Genomic DNA, 15,134 nt, shown 5'->3' on the forward strand with positions numbered 1-15,134 from the left:
TGCAGGAACGGGGTGCGCGACCGATCCTCTGAGGCTCCCGCTACCCTGCGGCGCCCATTGATGAGTCGAAAATCCGCTATGTTTGAAAAAATTCTCATTGCCAATCGCGGCGAGATCGCGCTTCGAATTCAGCGCGCCTGCCGTGAACTCGGCGTCAAGACGGTCGTCGTCTATTCCGAGGCCGACAAAGAAGCCAAGTATGTGAAGCTCGCCGACGAGGCCGTCTGTATCGGCCCGGCGCCTTCGAACCTGAGCTATCTGAACATGCCGGCGCTGATCAGCGCGGCCGAAGTCACCGACGCCGAAGCGATCCACCCCGGCTACGGCTTTCTCTCCGAGAACGCCGACTTCGCCGAGCGCGTCGAACAGTCCGGCTTCACCTTCATCGGCCCGCGCCCGGAAACAATCCGGATGATGGGCGACAAGGTCACGGCCAAGCAGACCATGATCAAAACCGGCGTGCCCTGCGTGCCGGGTTCTGAAGGCGCGTTGCCCGACGATCCGAAAGAGATCGTGAAAATTGCCCGCCAGGTCGGCTATCCGGTGATCATCAAGGCAGCTGGCGGCGGCGGTGGCCGCGGCATGCGCGTGGTCCACACGGAAGCGGCGCTCGTCAACGCGGTCAACATGACGCGCGAAGAAGCCGGCCGCGCTTTCGGCAACCCGCAGGTCTACATGGAGAAATTCCTGGAGAACCCGCGGCACATCGAAATCCAGATCCTCGCCGATTCGTTCAAGAACGCCATCTGGTTGGGTGAGCGCGATTGCTCGATGCAGCGCCGTCACCAGAAGGTGATCGAAGAAGCGCCGGCGCCTGGAATTGCACGCCGCCTGATCGACCGGATCGGCGATCGTTGCGCGGATGCCTGCAAGAAGATGGGCTATCTCGGCGCGGGCACGTTCGAGTTCCTGTACGAAAACGGCGAGTTCTACTTCATCGAAATGAACACGCGCGTGCAGGTCGAACATCCGGTGACCGAACTGATTACCGGTGTCGATATCGTCCAGGAACAGATCCGCATCGCGGCCGGCGAAAAGCTCGCCTTCCGCCAGCGCGACATCGTGTTCAAGGGCCATGCAATCGAATGCCGGATCAACGCCGAAGATCCGTTCAAGTTCACGCCGTCGCCGGGACGCCTGACCTCCTGGCATATGCCGGGCGGCCCCGGCATCCGTGTCGATTCGCACGCGTACAACGGCTACTTCGTGCCGCCGAACTACGATTCGATGATCGGCAAGCTGATCGCCTATGGCGCGACGCGCGAGCAGGCTATCAAGCGGATGCGCATCGCGCTGTCGGAAATGGTGGTTGAAGGGATTCAGACCAACATCCCGCTGCACCGCGAGCTGATGCTCGACGCAAAGTTCGTCGAGGGCGGCACCAGCATTCACTACCTCGAAAACCGTCTGGCCGCAAAGCAGCAGGCCGCGCCGGAAGAAGCGTAAGCCATGAGTTACCGGGAACTGATCGTCGAGCTGGCACGTGAGCACGCGGAGGAACTGTCCGACGCGCTGCTTGAGCTCGGCGCGTTGTCCGTGTCGGTGGAAGATGCGGATGCCGATACGCCCGACGAGCAGCCGCTCTTCGGCGAACCCGGTCTCACACCTGATCGCACGGCATGGCAGCATTCGCGCGTGATCGCGCTGCTGGCGCCGGAACACGAGCCGGCGGTTCTGCTGACCGCCGCCGCGAACGAACTGGGTTTAAGTCCCGCGCCTACGTTCGGCGTGCGTGAAGTCGAAGAACAGGACTGGGTGCGGCTCACGCAGTCGCAGTTCGATCCGATTCCAATCGGCGAACGCATCTGGGTCGTGCCGTCATGGCACGATGCACCGGACCCCGATGCGCTCGTGCTCGAACTCGACCCGGGTCTCGCCTTCGGCACCGGCAGTCATCCGACCACGCGCCTGTGTATGGAATGGCTCGAGCAGTCGGTCAAGCCGAACCTGTCGGTGCTCGACTACGGTTGCGGCTCCGGCATTCTCGCGATCCTGGCAAAGAAGTGCGGCGCGAATCCCGTCTACGGTATCGACATCGACCCGCAAGCCGTCGAATCGGCTCGCCATAACAGCGAGCGTAACCGCGCCGAAGTCATCTACGGCTTGCCCGAAAACTGCCCGGCCGGCGAGTTCGATATCGTCGTCGCCAACATCCTGTCCAATCCGCTCAAGCTGATGGCGTCGATGCTATCGTCGAAGGTGAAGCCGGGTGGACGCCTTGCGCTGTCGGGGATTCTGGCGCGCCAGGCCGATGAAGTCGCGCGCGTTTATCAACAGTGGATCGACATCGCCGTATGGCGTGAACACGAAGGTTGGGTATGCCTGACGGGAACGCGTCGGGAAAGCCATTAGAATAAGACGTATTGTCCAACCACCGGCCCTGCGGCCAATCGGCTCAATATGCTCCTGGCGACGCGCTGTCCTTTCTGCGAAACGGTCTTCCGGCTTCAGCCGGCGCAGCTCGCGCTGCGCCGCGGCCTTGTGCGCTGCGGGCATTGCCAGGAAGTGTTCGACGCATCGAGTAGTCTGTATGAGACCGCCGAGGGCGGCGACTTCGCCACGGCCACGCCGATTTCTCCGGCAGCCGTGACTGCGTTGAACCCGGCTTCGAGTGCGGCCCCCGCGCCGGCCCCGCGCCCGAAAGCGCCGAATTTCAGCGCCGAGGCATGGGACCCGTGGGCACCGCGGGCCGACGCCGTCATCGATCAGAGCTTGCTGCACAACGCAAGCAACCTGCCGCTGGCGCCTGTCTCCGGCAACCTCGCTGTCACCCCGTGGCACGCCTCGGAGCGGGATGCTGCCGATCATCGGGAACCCGTATTTGCGGCCGAGCCGGAACCGGTCAGCGTGGATGACGATCACTTCGTGTCCCACGCGGCGCCCGAGGTAGAACCGGAACTCGTGTCCGAGGCCACTCCCGAGGTCGCACCCGAGCCTGCGCCGGTATGGCGTCAGCCGGAACATCGCGCGGACGACGAGCCTGCCTTGCAGGACGCGCATGCCGCCGCTGAAACGCTACGCGCCGCTCCAGACCACGAACCGCATTTCGGTACCGCCGCTGCCACTGCCAGCGCCACGCCCTTCGCCACCAATCCGCCGGCGGATGAAGCCGATCCGTTCCAGGTGATCCGCGAGACGCGTGCGGCCCCGCCACGCCGCATCGGCTGGACGATCTTCGGCGCGCTGGTTGCTTTCATCCTGTTGCTCGGTCTGCTCGCGCAGCTCGCCTGGTGGCAACGCGAACTCATCATGGTCGATTGGCCGGCCTCGCAAGCGCTCTATGCACAGGTTTGTGCGCCGCTTGGCTGCACCGTCATGCCGCCGCACGATATTGATGGCCTGCAGGTCGAGCCGTCCGATCTCCGCCAGATCGACGGGCCGCACAAGCTCGAGCTGAAGATGCCGCTGCGCAACCGCTACAACGTCGCGCTCGCCTATCCGGCTATCGAACTCACGCTGCTCGACGATCAGAACAACGTCGCCGTGCGCCGTGTACTGTGGCCGCAGGACTACGTCAAACCCGGCACGCCGATCGCAGCCGGCCTGCCGCCACGCACGACGCAAACCATGGTCGTTCACCTGGATACCGGCAACGCAGTCGCATCGAATTTCCGCGTACAGATCTTCTACCCCTGAACATAAGCCGCAGTTTTCTTGCGCCCGCGACACAGCGGGCGCGTTCACCGTCAATCCCTGATAAATCTTCGGAGCACAACATGAGTCAAGTCACGCTGGGTGGCAACCCGATCGAAGTCGCCGGCACGTTTCCGGCCGTGGGCCAGAAGGCGCCTGCGTTCTCGCTGGTCGGCAAGGATCTGAAGCCGGTCACGCTCGCCGATTTCGCCGGCAAGCGCAAAGTGCTAAACATCGTGCCGAGTCTCGACACGCCGACCTGCGCCACCTCCACCCGCAAGTTCAACGAGGCCGCAGGCAAGCTGTCGAATACGGCCGTGATCGTGGTGTCGGGCGATCTGCCGTTCGCGGCCACGCGCTTCTGCACGACCGAAGGCATCGAAAACGTCTCGACCGCTTCGACTTTCCGCGGTCACGAGTTCGCGCAGGCCTACGGCGTCGACGTGACGAGCGGCCCGCTGACCGGCCTGACGGCGCGCGCCGTGGTCGTCATCGACGAGAACGACAATGTGGTTCACGCTGAGCTCGTCGGCGAGATCAAGAACGAACCGAACTACGACGCGGCACTCGACGCACTGAAGTAAGCGTCCAGCACCCGGACCCGCGCCGCGCCTTTTTGCGCGGCGCTTTCGCATCCGTCGCACGGTTTATGCGGTGCGCGAAGCGCGCGGGTCCGGGAGCGCCGCCCGTGTTTTATCTTTGCAGATTTCTACAGGACTACTCGCCTTGGCTACGCTGATTTGCGGCTCGCTCGCCTACGACAACATCATGACCTTTGAGGGCCGCTTTCGGGAGCACATCCTGCCCGAGCAGGTCCATATCCTCAACGTGAGCTTCCTGGTGCCGACCATGCGCAGCGAGTTCGGGGGTTGCGCCGGCAACATGGCCTACTCGCTGAATCTGCTGGGCGGCGACGCACGCATCATGGGCGCGCTCGGCGCGGTCGACGCACAACGCTACCTGGATCGCTTCGACCAGCTGGGCCTCTCGCGCGAGCACGTGCTCGTGCTGGAGAACACCTACTCCGCGCAAGCGATGATCACTACCGATCTGGAAAACAATCAGATCACCGCCTTCCACCCCGGCGCGATGATGCAGGCACATCTGAACCACGCTGACGAAGCGAAAGACATCACGCTCGCGATCGTAGGACCGGACGGCTACGACGCGATGACCCAGCACTCCGAACGACTCGCCGCTGCCGGCGTGCCGTTCATCTTCGATCCGGGCCAGGGGCTGCCGCTGTTCGACGGCGCAACGCTACGCCGCATGATCGAGCTCGCCACTTACGTGGCGGTGAACGACTACGAGGCCAAACTGGTGAGCGACAAGACCGGCTGGTCAGTCGAAGAAATTGCCGCAAAGGTCGAAGCGCTGATCGTGACGCGCGGCGAGCATGGCTCGCAAATCCATCACGCGGGCGGTATTGAGGAGATCCCTCCCGTCACGGCCAGGCAGGTACTCGACCCGACCGGCTGCGGCGATGCCTTCCGCGGCGGTTTGCTCTACGGTATCGAGAAGCAGCTCGGCTGGGCCACTACGGGCCGTCTCGCAGGCCTGATGGGCACGCTCAAGATAGAGCATCTCGGACCGCAAAACTATGCGCCCACCCGGGCAGAGATCAACGAGCGGTTCAAGCAGGCATTTGGCTACGATCTGACGTAACGCCAAAGCGCCCGCGCACGAAACACAGCGGGCAAAAAAAATCCCGCCGCCGGAAACCCGGCGACGGGACGGTGATTGAGCAGCGAGACTGAAGGGCTACTCAATCATCGGACACATCGAAATGTGCCTAACGACTCAGCCAGTTACGGACGGCTGCCGGTCGGGAACGGCCATGCTGCAGCCGGGTTCAACGCGGTCTTCACCGTAGCTGCCGGTGCTGCGCTCGTTGCAGCGGGAGCAGCAGGTGCCGGTGCAGCCTTCTTGGCAACAGCCTTCTTCGGAGCAGCAGCCTTCTTGGCAGGCGCAGCGGGGGCTTTCGCAGCCTTCTTCGCAGGGGCCTTGGCGGCCTTCTTCGCGGGGGCCTTGGCAGCCTTCTTGGCAGGCGCCTTCTTGGCAGCGGCCTTCTTAGCCGGTGCTGCCTTCTTGGCAACCTTCTTCGCTGCAACCTTCTTTACTGCTGCCTTCTTTGCCGGTGCTGCCTTCTTAGCTGCAACCTTCTTCACTGCAACTTTCTTGGCTGCAACCTTCTTCACAGCGGCCTTCTTAGCCGGCGCCTTCTTCGCTGCAACCTTCTTCACAGCGACTTTCTTCGCAGCAACCTTCTTCACTGCGACTTTCTTCGCTGCGGCCTTCTTTGCCGGTGCTGCCTTCTTCGCTGCAACCTTCTTCACAGCGACTTTCTTAGCGGCGGCTTTTTTTGCAGTTGCCATCATTTTCTCCTTCAGGTTTTCAGATGAGAGTCAGTTCAAACTACACCCTTCGTCAAAACCCGCTTCCCGCGGACGCTTCTCAGGGCGCGCACTACGAAGCGGGCTATTCATCGGCGTACGCAGGTGCTGCGCGCTTACGCTAATGAATACGGTAAGGCGCGCCGTGCCATCGGGCACCGCGCGCCAAGTCCAGTCAGCGTCGGATCTCGACGCCGGCAATCGTTTGATCGAGCCGCCGGCCGTCAGGCCAGCGGCTTTTTCCGGGGGGAAGTCTGCCCATCCCACTGAAGGGTTCGCAAAGTGCCTATCATGTTTGTGGGCCGCTAAGGCACCGGGCACGCTTTGCATCAGGCGGTTCTGCTCCTAACCATAACTGCCGCGGGCTCGGCCGGCGGCATCCCCATCAAAGAGTTCGCATTCCAACTGCGTTCAACCGCAGCGCACCCGGGATTACTCCCAGCTCAGCGCACCGCCGGTCTGATATTCAATCACTCGCGTTTCGAAGAAGTTGCGTTCCTTCTTCAGGTCGATCATCTCGCTCATCCACGGGAACGGGTTTTCCTCGTTCGGGTACAGCGGATCGAGACCGATCTGCTGGCAACGGCGGTTGCAGATGAAGCGCAGATAGCTCTTGAACATCGACGCATTGAGGCCGAGCACCCCGCGCGGCATCGTGTCTTCTGCGTAACGATATTCAAGGTCGACCGCTTGCTTGAAGATTTCGCGGATTTCCGCGCGGAACTCAGCCGTCCACAAGTGCGGGTTTTCGAGTTTGATCTGGTTGATCAGGTCAATGCCGAAATTGCAGTGCATCGACTCGTCGCGCAGGATGTATTGGTACTGTTCCGCCGCGCCGGTCATCTTGTTCTGACGGCCAAGCGCCAGGATCTGGGTAAAGCCGACGTAGAAGAACAGCCCTTCCATCACACAGGCGAACACGATCAGCGAACGCAGCAGCGTCTGGTCTGCCTCGACGGTCCCGGTCTTGAAGGCCGGATCGGTCAGCACGTGGATGTACGGAATCAGGAATTCGTCTTTCGCGCGGATCGAGGAAACCTCGTGGTACGCGTTGAAGATTTCACCTTCGTCGAGGCCCAGCGATTCGACGATGTACTGGTAGGCGTGCGTGTGGATCGCCTCTTCGAATGCCTGGCGCAGCAGGAACTGGCGGCATTCGGGCGCCGTGATGTGGCGGTAGGTGCCCAGCACGATGTTATTGGCGGCGAGCGAGTCGGCCGTCACGAAGAAGCCGAGGTTGCGCTTGACGATGCGGCGCTCGTCCTCGGTCAGCCCATTCGGGTCTTTCCACAGGGCGATGTCGCGGGACATGTTGATTTCCTGCGGCATCCAGTGGTTCGCACAGCCGGAGAGATACTTCTCCCACGCCCACTTGTACTTGAACGGCACCAGCTGATTGACGTCGGTCTGGCCGTTGATGATGCGCTTGTCGGCGACATTCACGCGCGCTTCGGAGACGGCGGCGGATGTGTCGGCGGAGGTTTGAGCGGTAGATGGAGTAGCGGCACGGGTGGCGACGGGAGCGACAGCGATGTCGTTCGCGAAGATTTCCTGGGCCGAGGGAGCTTGATGAGGGGCACGCGTTCCGACTTGCGTACCGACAGCCGATCCCGAGGCGTTGCGCAACTCATTCAGTTGCGTAGCGCTCGAGGGAGTTACGGCAGTGATCTCGTCATCCCAGTTGAGCATAAATGTCACCATCAATTTAGAACGGTTTGTACCATCTTTTCACGAGCGATAAAAGAGTTCGCTGATGAAAAATCCTGTTTTCGATTCGCGTTGCGACCTTCATACAACACTTTGGTCAACAGACTGTCTCTGATACCTCATGTGAGGTGACCCAAACATGTGTTGTCGAAGTGCTTCGCTCTCTCGAGAGAACATCGAATCGAAGCGATCCCGATGCTCTGAAAACTGTGTTGTGTTGCCTGATGTACTGCCTGGCTTTTGCACGTTGCCTTGGCTGTTGCTAGTTCGTCAGCACGAGCAAGGCAAAGTTCAATGAGTCGTGAGAGCTGGCGAGTGCGTGTTGCTCGTATGTTGCTCGCGTGCTGCGCGCTTCTTCGTGTCGAGCGCCTGGGGTTGCCTGGTAGTGCGTGCCGCTGTTCGTTACTGTTTGTTGCTGCTTCTCGCTGATGCTGATCGCAAGACAAGTGCCCGGTCGAAATCGGGTCGACGCCTGGCGAAAGCCAGGCATCGACCCTGAACGATTACTGGCAAGCCTCGCACTCGTCGAAGCCAGGATCGCCCGGACGCATCATGCACACCGGACCATCGGCTTCAGGCGCCGCTTCGACTGCGACTGCCGGCGCCGCTGCTGCTGCCGCCTGCAGACCGCCCGACGCTGCGCCACCGCTCACGCCGAAGCCACCTGCAGCGCCGCCGCCGATACCACCCGCGCCGCCCGCACCTTCACCGCCGCCCGAGCTCACCGCGTTCAGCGCGCCGTGCGCCACCGTCGATTTCTCGACGTGCGTCGCCGCCATCGTGCGGAGGTAGTAGGTCGTCTTCAGGCCGCGCAACCAGGCGAGCTTGTAGACCTCGTCCAGCTTCTTGCCCGACACGCCACCCATATAGATGTTCAGCGACTGCGCCTGGTCGATCCACTTCTGACGACGCGAGGCCGCCTCGACCAGCCACGTGGCGTCGACTTCGAACGCCGTCGCGTAGATCGCGCGCAGGTCGGCCGGGATGCGGTCGATGCGCGAGAGCGTGCCGTCGAAGTACTTCAGGTCGGCGACCATCACTTCATCCCACAGGCCGCGCGCCTTCAGGTCGCGCACCAGGTAGTCGTTGACCACCGTGAATTCGCCCGACAGATTCGACTTCACATACAGGTTCTGGAAGGTCGGTTCGATGCAGGCCGACACGCCGATGATGTTGGAGATCGTCGCCGTCGGCGCGATCGCCACGCAGTTCGAGTTGCGCATGCCGTACGTTGCGATGCGCGAACGCAGCTCCGTCCAGTCCATCGACTCGCTCGAATCCACTTCCACGTAGCCGCCACGCGCGTCGGCCAGCAGCTTCAGCGTGTCTTGCGGGAGGATGCCGCGATCCCACAGCGAACCGCGGTAGCTGGAGTAACGGCCGCGTTCCTGCGCCAGCTCCGTCGACGCGTAGTAGGCGTAATAGCAGACCGCTTCCATCGACGTATCCGCAAACTTGACCGCCTCTTGCGACGCGTACGGCGTGCGCAGCAGGTGCAGGCAGTCCTGGAAGCCCATGATGCCCAGACCCACCGGACGGTGCTTCAGGTTCGAGTTACGCGCCTTGGCAACCGCGTAATAGTTGATGTCGATCACGTTGTCGAGCATGCGCATGGCCACGCTGACGGTGCGCTTCAGCTTGTCGTGGTCGAGCACCAGCGTGCCGTCGGCCTGAGTCTTCAGGTGGGCGACGAGGTTCACCGAACCCAGATTGCAGACGGCGATTTCGGTGTCGCTGGTGTTCAGCGTGATTTCCGTGCACAGGTTCGACGAGTGGACGACGCCCACGTGCTGCTGCGGCGAACGGATGTTGCACGGATCCTTGAACGTGATCCACGGATGGCCGGTTTCGAACAGCATGCCGAGCATCTTGCGCCACAGTTGCGCCGCCGGGATCTTCTTGAACAGCTTGATCTCGCCGCGCGCGACCTTGTCTTCGTAAGCTGTGTAAGCTGCTTCGAACTCGGCGCCGAACTTGTCGTGCAGATCCGGGCAGGTGGACGGCGAGAACAGCGTCCAGTCGCCGCCTTCGTGCACACGCTTCATGAACAGGTCGGGAATCCAGTTCGCCGTGTTCATGTCGTGCGTGCGGCGACGGTCGTCACCGGTGTTCTTGCGCAGCTCGAGGAATTCTTCGAGATCCAGGTGCCACGATTCCAGGTACGCGCACACCGCGCCCTTGCGCTTGCCGCCCTGGTTCACGGCGACAGCCGTGTCGTTGACCACCTTCAGGAACGGCACGACGCCTTGCGACTTGCCGTTGGTGCCCTTGATGTGCGAGCCGAGCGCACGCACGCGCGTCCAGTCGTTGCCCAGACCGCCGGCGAACTTCGACAGCAGCGCGTTTTCCTTCAGCGCTTCGTAGATGCCGTCGAGGTCGTCGTCCACTGTGGTCAGGTAGCACGACGACAGTTGCGAACGGCGCGTGCCCGAGTTGAACAGGGTAGGCGTGGACGACATGAAGTCGAAGCTCGACAGCACGTTGTAGAACTCGATGGCGCGCGCTTCGCGGTCGATCTCGTTCAGCGCCAGGCCCATCGCTACACGCATAAAGAATGCCTGGGGCATTTCGATACGCACGCCGTCGTGATGCAGGAAGTAGCGGTCATACAGCGTTTGCAGGCCGAGGTAGCCGAACTGCAGGTCGCGATCGGCGTCGAGCGCGGCGCCCAGGCGCTTCAGATCGTACTGTTGCAGCTTCTCGTCGAGCAGCTCGGCTTGCACGCCGCGCTTGATGAAGGTCGGGAAGTACTCGGCGTAGCGCTCACCCATTTGCGCCTGGGTGACTTCCTCTTCGAGGATTTCGCGGCGAATCGTATGCAGCAGAATGCGTGCGGTGACCTGGCTGTACGCCGGATCTTTTTCAATCATCGTGCGCGCAGCGAGAATGGCCGAGTCGTAGACCTGGCTCATCGGCACGCCGTCGTACAGGTTCTTCACCGTTTCCGTGACGATCGGCTCGGCGCTCACCGCGTCGCCCAAGTTTGCACAGGCCGATTCGATGATGCCGCGCAGCGCCACCATATCCAGCGGACGCGACACACCGCCGTCGGTGACGGTGAGGCCGAGCGAGCCGTTCGGCGCTTCGACCGCGTCATGGCCACGCTCCTGAGTGCGCTTCTCGCGATACAGCACGTACGCACGAGCGACGTTGTGCTCGCCGCCGCGCATCAGCGCAAGTTCGACCTGATCCTGGATGTCTTCAATATGGAAGGTGCCGCCGTTCGGGCGGCTGCGCAGCAGCGCGCGCACCACGCTTTGCGTGAGTTGCTCGACCAGTTCGCGCACGCGTGCCGACGCCGCGCCTTGCCCACCATTGACGGCCAGAAAGGCCTTCGTCACGGCGATGGCGATCTTCGACGGCTCAAACGACACTACGCTGCCGTTGCGGCGGATCACCTTGTAGTCAGCGAAGGTCGCTTGCGGCGCGAGCGCCTGCGTGCCCGGCACCTGGCCGCCGAAGTTCTGGCCAGCGGTTGCGCCCTCGTACCGGGTCGACGCGTTATCGGTGGTTTGCATGTGCAAAGCTCCTGGTCCTGGAAGTGTGCGAAGAGAATTCGCGGATTAATACGAACGCTGCGCCGCCAGCGCAAGCGATGAGGTGCAGGAAAAAGACCGGCTGAGCCAGGTGGCGGGATGCGACAGCAATGAAGCCAGATTCGAGTTGTTGATGGTCTTCATTGTCCGTGTCGCGATCACTTGCTAAGCCCCTTTCCTGAATGCTTCTTTCTGGACGCGGCCGGCGGTCTCTCCGGCTGCACCGCAGGAATATTTTTGCTGTCGGGAATGCTTACGGCGCCCCGCTACAGAGCGGGACACCGCATAACTTATGCACCCAGTTATTCACATGGTTATGCACAGGACACACAACATATAGTGCAAAACTGAACCCCTAGCACCAAGTATAGTGGAGTTTCGGGACAGCGCAAATTGATTTATTTCGCCTTACGGGGTTGACTTTTGCGCTTGCGATGCGCTCATGCATGGCCCGGAAAACGAGGCTGGGCCTGGCTCTCCACCTATCTCGCAAATGGGGACGGAGGGTCGTTACCGCGTTTTGGAAAACTTTAGATAGGGGAAGTACTGATCCGCGAGATGTGTGTCGCGCTGCAGGCGAGACCACTCGAAATGGGGCCCAGGATCGGTCTTGCGGCCGGGTGCAATGTCCGAGTGACCGGCGAGCGATTCGACCGGATAGCGGAGCATCAGCGCTTTCACGAGCGCTCCCAGCGTCTCGTATTGCGCCGCTTCGAATGCGGTTGCGTCGCTGCCTTCCAGTTCGATGCCGATCGAGAAATCGTTGCAGCGCTCGCGGCCGAAAAAGTTCGACGCACCGGCATGCCATGCACGCTGCTCGCACGAGACATATTGCTCAAGCGCACCGTCGCGATGGATCACGAAATGCGCGGAGACCCGCACGCCACGCAGATGGGTGTCGTAGTACGGGTGTGCGTCGCAGTCGAGACGGTTCAGAAACAGGTCCGCAATCGCCGTGCCGCCGAACTCGCCGGGCGGCAAGCTCATGTTGTGCACCACGATCAGGCTCGGCACCGCGCCTGCGGGACGCGCCTCGAAGTTCGGCGACGGCAGCTTGCGCGCGCTCGTCACCCAGCCATCGGCGTCGACGGTGAAGCCACCGTTCATCGGGCGTCGCGGCCCGTCGGTCGCGCAGCGCGACGTTGCGCGTGAGCGGTGCAGCAGAACGGCTCGCCCGCCACGACAATCGAATCGCTCGCCGGCGCATGCACGCCGCACTCGACACAGCGGATCATCGGCTCAGGCAGTTGCAGGGGTCTCGACGCACGGGCCTGCGCACCGCCGCCTGCCGTCGCTCCGGCTCCGTTGCTGGAAGCGCGGCCGCCTGCAGACCCACCCGCGGGACCACCGGGCGCGCCGGTACGCTGTGCGTTTTGCGCGTCGGAGCGACGCAGCGCCTTCACCAGCCATTGGCCGATGACGAACATCAGGATCAGCAGAAAAATTTGTCGCATGAAGCGCTCACACTACAGGACGGTGCAACAGCACCTGGAAAACGAAACGGCTACCGACGTACGCCAGCAGCAGCGCCACGAACGACGCCAGCACCCAGCGCAGCGCCGCACGGCCGCGCCACCCTGACACCTTGCGGGCGGTCAGGAGCGCACCGAACATCAGCCACGAGAGAATCGCAAAGACGGTCTTGTGATCGAGCCGCAGCGCGCGGTCGACCAGTTGTTCGCTGAACATAATCCCGGAGAGCAAGGTCAGCGTGAGCAGCACGAAGCCGGCGCTGATCAGACGGAACAGCAGCTTCTCCAGCGTGAGCAGCGGCGGCAGCGTGTCGAGCCAGCTCGACAGCCAGCCGTTGCCGGCCGCGGCGCCCTGGCGCTGCAGTTCACCGCCGCGCATCGCATGCAGGCGCCGCTCGACCAGCAGCATCAGCACCGCGTGCAGCGCGGCAATCGCAAACAGACCATAGGCGACATTGGCGATCAGAAAGTGCAGCTTGAACATCGGCGCGGCCGAATACGACAGCACCCGCACGCCGCCGAAGGCGAGCGGCAGCAGCGAGGCCACGCAGGCGAGCGGCAACACCAGCAGTTGCAGACCGTCGAGCGGGAAGAAAAAACTTTCGATCCAGTAGATCCCGGCGCCGAGCCAGAACATCGCGGAGAGCGCGAACGCGAAACCGAACACCATAGCGTTCTGCGGGAAGATGGTGGTATGCAGCAATACGCCATGTGCGAGCAGCGCTACAAACAGCAGCAACCGGCCCGGCGCGCTGAACGCGGCGACCGACGGCGTGCTCGCCACGGGTGGCAGCGCGGGCACGCTCTCGAGCACCGGGCGCAACGCGGTGTGCCGGTGCGAGCGCCAGCCTGCGACGGCGAGACCGCCGTACAGGAGCGCAGTGAGGGCATACAGTACAATATCCATATTCGAAGTTTACACTAGGCCCCTGCTCCGCGACGTGTCCCGCGTCGCGCCCTGCTCCGGCCGCACAGTTCATCGCTCCCCATGCTCGACAATCTGACTCAACGGATGGCGCGCGTCGTCAAGACGCTGCGCGGCGAAGCCCGGCTCACCGAGGCGAACACCCAGGAGATGCTGCGCGAAGTGCGCCTCGCGCTCCTCGAGGCCGACGTGGCGCTGCCCGTCGTGCGCGAATTCATCGCCAAGGTGAAAGAGAAGGCGCTCGGCGAGGAAGTCATCAGCAGCCTGTCGCCTGGTCAGGCGCTGGTCGGCGTGGTGCAGCGCGAGCTGACCGCGATCATCGGCGGCGACTACGAAGGCAAAGCGGTCGAACTGAATCTCGCCGTCACGCCACCCGCTGTCATCCTGATGGCGGGTCTGCAGGGTGCCGGTAAGACGACCACGGTCGGCAAGCTTGCCAAGTTACTACGCGAAAAATACAAAAAGAAAGTCCTGACCGTTTCGTGCGACGTGTACCGCCCGGCTGCCATCGCGCAGTTGAAGACGGTGACCGAGCAGGTCGGCGCGGATTTCTTCCCGTCGGAACCCGATCAGAAGCCGGTGGACATCGCACGCGCCGCCGTGGATTGGGCCAAGCGTCACTATCACGATGTGCTGCTGGTCGACACCGCCGGCCGTCTCGGTATCGACGAAGCGATGATGCAGGAAATCGCTGCGCTGCACAGCACACTGAATCCCGCCGAAACACTCTTCGTGGTCGACGCGATGCTCGGCCAGGACGCGGTCAACACCGCCAAAGCGTTTAGCGACGCGCTGCCGCTCACCGGCGTGGTGCTTACCAAGCTCGACGGCGACTCGCGCGGTGGCGCGGCGCTGTCGGTGCGTCACGTGACCGGCAAGCCGATCAAGTTCGTCGGCGTCGCCGAAAAGCTCGACGGCTTGGAAATTTTCTATCCGGACCGGATGGCGAACCGGATTCTCGGCATGGGCGACATTCTTGCCCTCGTCGAGGAGGCCCAGCGCGGCGTCGACGTGGAAGCCGCGCAGAAGCTCGCCAACAAGGTCAAGAAAGGCGGCGACTTCGACCTCAACGATTTCCGCGCGCAACTCACGCAGATGAAGAGCATGGGCGGCCTGTCGTCGCTGATGGACAAGCTGCCCGCGCAGTTCCAGCAGGCCGCCGCCGGCGCTAACATGGGCATGGCCGAGTCGCAGATGCGTCGCATGGAAGGCATCATCAATTCCATGACGCCCACTGAGCGCGCCAAGCCGGAGCTGATCAAGGCTACCCGCAAGCGCCGCATTGCAGCGGGCGCGGGCGTGCAGGTGCAGGAGGTCAACCGCATGCTGAATCAATACGAGCAGATGCGCACGATGATGAAGAAGCTCAAGGGCGGCAATCTGCAGAAGATGATGCGCGGCATGAAGGGCATGCTGCCTGGCATGCGCTAGGCCTCGCTGCCTGCATTCGGGCTGGATGATCCGGGTC

At 62.5% G+C, this 15,134-nt stretch carries 13 protein-coding genes; 6 read left to right on the forward strand and 7 right to left on the reverse strand.

Going from position 1 to position 15,134, the window contains the following annotated elements; all coding sequences use genetic code 11:
• The first annotated feature begins 78 nt into the window (after window positions 1-78).
• The 5 genes from accC (at window position 79) to P3T17_RS36290 (ending at window position 5,298) form a co-directional block, all read left to right on the forward strand.
• Complete coding sequence (gene accC, locus P3T17_RS36270) at window positions 79-1,446, forward strand: acetyl-CoA carboxylase biotin carboxylase subunit (RefSeq protein ID WP_074262518.1); 1,368 nt, start codon at window positions 79-81, stop codon at window positions 1,444-1,446.
• Window positions 1,447-1,449: 3 nt separating this feature from the next.
• On the forward strand, window positions 1,450-2,352 hold the full coding sequence (gene prmA, locus P3T17_RS36275; RefSeq protein WP_429411753.1) for a 50S ribosomal protein L11 methyltransferase: 903 nt from the start codon (window positions 1,450-1,452) through the stop codon (window positions 2,350-2,352).
• A gap of 48 nt (window positions 2,353-2,400) precedes the next feature.
• Window positions 2,401-3,636, forward strand: a complete 1,236-nt coding sequence (locus tag P3T17_RS36280) for a zinc-ribbon and DUF3426 domain-containing protein (RefSeq protein WP_429411755.1) — start codon at window positions 2,401-2,403, stop codon at window positions 3,634-3,636.
• Between the two features lie 80 nt (window positions 3,637-3,716).
• The gene (gene tpx, locus P3T17_RS36285; protein WP_074262521.1) at window positions 3,717-4,217 is read left to right on the forward strand and encodes a thiol peroxidase; all 501 of its coding nucleotides are present in this window, start codon (window positions 3,717-3,719) and stop codon (window positions 4,215-4,217) included.
• 142 nt (window positions 4,218-4,359) lie between these two features.
• Window positions 4,360-5,298, forward strand: a complete 939-nt coding sequence (locus P3T17_RS36290; RefSeq protein ID WP_429286635.1) for a carbohydrate kinase family protein — start codon at window positions 4,360-4,362, stop codon at window positions 5,296-5,298.
• A 143-nt stretch (window positions 5,299-5,441) separates the two neighbouring features.
• Here the strand turns inward: P3T17_RS36290 and P3T17_RS36295 are convergent, their stop codons facing one another.
• From P3T17_RS36295 to P3T17_RS36325, 7 genes are all read right to left on the reverse strand, one after another.
• A complete protein-coding gene (locus P3T17_RS36295; RefSeq protein ID WP_074262523.1) occupies window positions 5,442-6,008 on the reverse strand; it encodes a histone H1-like DNA-binding protein in 567 nt (188 codons plus the stop codon).
• A gap of 30 nt (window positions 6,009-6,038) precedes the next feature.
• Complete coding sequence (locus P3T17_RS36300) at window positions 6,039-6,356, reverse strand: hypothetical protein (protein WP_429411757.1); 318 nt, start codon at window positions 6,354-6,356, stop codon at window positions 6,039-6,041.
• A gap of 102 nt (window positions 6,357-6,458) precedes the next feature.
• Entirely contained in the window at window positions 6,459-7,715 is a 1,257-nt protein-coding gene (locus P3T17_RS36305; protein ID WP_429286636.1) for a ribonucleotide-diphosphate reductase subunit beta, read from the reverse strand.
• Between the two features lie 521 nt (window positions 7,716-8,236).
• Window positions 8,237-11,251 carry a ribonucleoside-diphosphate reductase subunit alpha gene (locus tag P3T17_RS36310; RefSeq protein WP_429411759.1) on the reverse strand — a complete coding sequence of 1,005 codons (3,015 nt, stop codon included), beginning with the start codon at window positions 11,249-11,251 and terminating at the stop codon, window positions 8,237-8,239.
• Window positions 11,252-11,779: 528 nt separating this feature from the next.
• Entirely contained in the window at window positions 11,780-12,376 is a 597-nt protein-coding gene (gene ampD / locus P3T17_RS36315; protein ID WP_429411761.1) for a 1,6-anhydro-N-acetylmuramyl-L-alanine amidase AmpD, read from the reverse strand.
• Window positions 12,373-12,723, reverse strand: a complete 351-nt coding sequence (locus P3T17_RS36320; RefSeq protein WP_074262528.1) for a PP0621 family protein — start codon at window positions 12,721-12,723, stop codon at window positions 12,373-12,375. Before P3T17_RS36320 ends, ampD begins: the two co-directional genes overlap by 4 nt.
• Before the next feature lie 7 nt (window positions 12,724-12,730).
• Window positions 12,731-13,648, reverse strand: coding sequence for a cytochrome C assembly family protein (locus P3T17_RS36325; RefSeq protein ID WP_429286639.1), 918 nt, complete (start codon window positions 13,646-13,648; stop codon window positions 12,731-12,733).
• An 81-nt stretch (window positions 13,649-13,729) separates the two neighbouring features.
• Between P3T17_RS36325 and ffh the strand changes: the two genes are divergently transcribed.
• Window positions 13,730-15,097: a signal recognition particle protein gene (gene ffh, locus P3T17_RS36330; RefSeq protein WP_074262530.1), complete on the forward strand. Its 1,368-nt coding sequence runs from the start codon at window positions 13,730-13,732 to the stop codon at window positions 15,095-15,097.
• Window positions 15,098-15,134: the final 37 nt, after the last annotated feature.

Source organism: Paraburkholderia sp. GAS82 (assembly GCF_050436285.1).
Classification (GTDB): Bacteria; Pseudomonadota; Gammaproteobacteria; order Burkholderiales; family Burkholderiaceae; genus Paraburkholderia; species Paraburkholderia phenazinium_B.